A 2,788-nucleotide genomic window follows, 5' to 3' on the forward strand; every position below is an offset into this window, starting at 1 on the left:
CTGTCCGTGCTGGCGCCGGCGCGGCCAAACAGGTTGACCTGCCACAGCTTGCGCGGCTTGAAGCCAGCGCTGTCATATACCCGGATCGCCGCCGCATTGTCCGGCAGGGAATGCAAGAAGGGGGTGCGGCCTTCCGCCACGATGCGGTTGCCGACCACCGCCATCATCTGCCGCGCCAGGCCCCGGCCCTGGTAGTCCGGATGGGTGCAGATGGCCGTGATTTCGGTAAAGCCGGGCAGGCACATGCGCTCGCCCGCCATGGCGATCAGCCGGCCATCGTCGAACGCCCCGGCGAAATAGCCTTTCTCGATGGTACGCGGGCCAAACGGACCCGGCCGGGTTAACTCGGTCAGGGCCAGGATGGCTGGCACATCGGCGGCCGTCAGTTGCCGTGTTTCGACCGTCACGGGAGCTGGCCGAAAGTCTTCGGCGACGAGTTGTAGCACCGGGAAGGCGACCAGGCGTTCCAGACCTTCGGGGTCTTCCAGGATCGCATCGGCCCAGATCAGGTTGGTGCCGCCGTCAGGGATGACGGCGCCCAACTGTGCCAGGGCGTCCGGTGTTTCCAGGGCGGCGAAAGGTGACACCTCCGCCGGATAGCGTAGCACAGGTGACGCACCGACCGCCAGGTGGGCGTGACGGGTGGTCAGGGCATGCCAGACAGGATTATCCAAGGGATGCATGACGCCGAAGTAGGGCCGCGGGGCGTGGCCGTCAAGCTGCTGTCGAAAACCGTCAGCAGATGGCGTAGATCGAGGGAAAGGGAGACGTTATGGAACAGATTCGTAAGGGCGGGTGCCAATGCGGCGCGGTACGGTTCGAGGTGGCGGGTGCGTTGGGCAAGGCGTCGGTTTGCCATTGCCGAATGTGTCAGAAGGCGTTCGGCAATGTCTTCGCGCCTTTGGTGTCGGTGCGCGAGGCGACCTTGACGTGGACAAAGGCGGAGCCAGCGCGGTTTCAGAGCTCGAACCTGGTCAAACGCGGGTTTTGCCCGACTTGCGGGACGCCCCTGACCTATGAGGCGCCCGACGGGGTCGCCGTTGCCATCGGCGCCTTCGACCATCCGGAAGGAATCGAGCCGGTCATTCAGTTTGGCGTCGAAGGCCGCATCCCGTGGATGGACCACGTCAATGTCTGGCCGCTGCGCACCACCATGGAAGACATCGAGGCCGCGCCCTTCCTCGACAATCTGATCAGCTATCAGTATCCGGATGAAGATTAGGCGAACGGCTCGAAACAGTCGTAATTGCGCTGGTTGACGATCCGGCCGTCACGAAAGGTGAAAAAGCTCGCGATGTGCGCCGTCATGACGTCGCCCGGCACCAGCTTGCCCAGCGGGACAGCGATAACGCCTTCCCAGGTGGCTTCGACGGCGGCATGGTCGTCGGTGCAGACCAGGGTCTTGATATCATAGGTCTGGGATTTCAGCACGCCCTTGGCGCGTTCGAAATCGGCCCGGAGTTTTTCCAGTCCTCGCCGGTCGCCACGGGGCTTCAGCGGATTGGGCCATTCGGTCTGGACGACCGCGCGGTCGTAAAGGGTGAACAGGGCGTCGCCGTCGCCGGCCTCCAGCGCCTTGTAGTAGCTGAGGATCAGTTCGCGGTTGCCGTCTTTGGGCATGGTCGTTTCCGTAAGGGTTGCTGAGCCTTCTATAGCATGAACCCTGCGACAAAAAACTTCGCCGCGCGGCAATATTTGAGTTGTGTGGCGGTGCGCAAAGTCTTAGCTGACTGACACGTAAATTCGCTTTGAAAGCCTGACCCCGCCATGCCCGCCGAATTGGAATATACCGATCCCCTGCTGTCGCTCGCACCCGATAAAAAGGTCAGCATCCGTGAGGTCTTCGGCGTCGATTCCGACATGATGGTGCCGGCGTTTTCGCATCGCGATTCTCACGTGCCGGAAATCGATGAAGCCTACCGTTTCGACCCGCAGACGACCCTGGCCATCTGTGCCGGCTTTGCTTTCAACCGTCGGGTGATGGTGCAGGGTTTCCATGGCACCGGCAAGTCGACCCATATCGAACAGGTCGCCGCGCGGCTGAACTGGCCGATGATCCGCGTCAACCTGGACAGCCATGTGTCGCGGATCGACCTGATCGGCAAGGACGCCATTGTGCTGAAGGACGGCCAGCAGGTCACCGAATTCCGCGAAGGCATTCTCCCCTGGTCGCTGCAGCGCCCGGTCGCCCTCGTGTTCGACGAATACGACGCCGGTCGCCCGGACGTGATGTTCGTCATCCAGCGCGTGCTTGAAGCCTCAGGACGTCTGACCCTGCTCGACCAGAACAAGGTGTTGAAGCCCAACCCCTATTTCCGCCTGTTCTCGACGACCAACACCATCGGCCTGGGCGATACGACTGGTCTTTATCACGGCACCCAGCAGATCAACCAGGGCCAGATGGACCGCTGGTCGCTGGTCACCACCTTGAACTACCTGACCCATGAGGCCGAGGTCGAAATCGTCCTGGCCAAGGTGCCGGAGTTCGATACGCCGGAGCGCAAGCCCATGGTCGACGCCATGGTGCGCGTTGCCGACATGTCGCGTTCCGCCTTCTCCAACGGCGATATCTCGACCGTCATGTCGCCGCGGACGGTCATCACCTGGGCCCAGAACACCCTGATTTTCAACAACGATCCGGAACTGGCCTTCCGCCTGTCCTTCCTCAACAAGAGCGACGAACTGGAACGTCATACCCTGGCCGAATTCTATCAGCGCGCCTTTGGCACTGACGTGAAAGAAAGCGCCCTGAAAGTGAAGGTTATCTGATCTTCTCCTCCCCACATGA

General features: G+C 61.8%; 4 protein-coding genes. 2 read left to right on the forward strand and 2 right to left on the reverse strand.

The genetic code is table 11. The features are described 5' to 3' along the window. Positions 1–674 (reverse strand): GNAT family N-acetyltransferase (locus tag ABI_RS07120; protein ID WP_169313712.1); only part of this gene is annotated, 674 nt, incomplete at its 3' end. Positions 675–772: 98 nt separating this feature from the next. On the opposite strand from ABI_RS07120, the gene ABI_RS07125 reads away from it, so the two are divergent. Further along, positions 773–1,222, forward strand: a complete 450-nt coding sequence (locus ABI_RS07125) for a GFA family protein (protein WP_040308676.1) — start codon at positions 773–775, stop codon at positions 1,220–1,222. Here ABI_RS07125 and ABI_RS07130 read toward each other — a convergent pair. Beyond that, entirely contained in the window at positions 1,219–1,620 is a 402-nt protein-coding gene (locus tag ABI_RS07130; RefSeq protein ID WP_006272214.1) for a nuclear transport factor 2 family protein, read from the reverse strand. The two genes, ABI_RS07125 and ABI_RS07130, sit on opposite strands and share 4 nt — an antisense overlap. Positions 1,621–1,767: 147 nt before the next feature. Here ABI_RS07130 and cobS point away from each other — a divergent pair, with 147 nt between their 5' ends. After that, complete coding sequence (gene cobS, locus ABI_RS07135; protein ID WP_006272215.1) at positions 1,768–2,769, forward strand: cobaltochelatase subunit CobS; 1,002 nt, start codon at positions 1,768–1,770, stop codon at positions 2,767–2,769. Positions 2,770–2,788 lie beyond the last annotated feature (19 nt).

Source organism: Asticcacaulis biprosthecium C19 (genome assembly GCF_000204015.1).
GTDB classification, from domain to species: Bacteria; Pseudomonadota; Alphaproteobacteria; order Caulobacterales; family Caulobacteraceae; genus Asticcacaulis; species Asticcacaulis biprosthecius.

Coding starts and splice junctions, on each gene's coding strand:
- ABI_RS07130 (WP_006272214.1), bottom strand. CDS start 1,620: ATGCCCAAAGACGGCAACCGCGAACTGATCCTCAGCTACTACAAGGCG.
- ABI_RS07125 (WP_040308676.1), top strand. CDS start 773: ATGGAACAGATTCGTAAGGGCGGGTGCCAATGCGGCGCGGTACGGTTC.
- cobS (WP_006272215.1), top strand. CDS start 1,768: ATGCCCGCCGAATTGGAATATACCGATCCCCTGCTGTCGCTCGCACCC.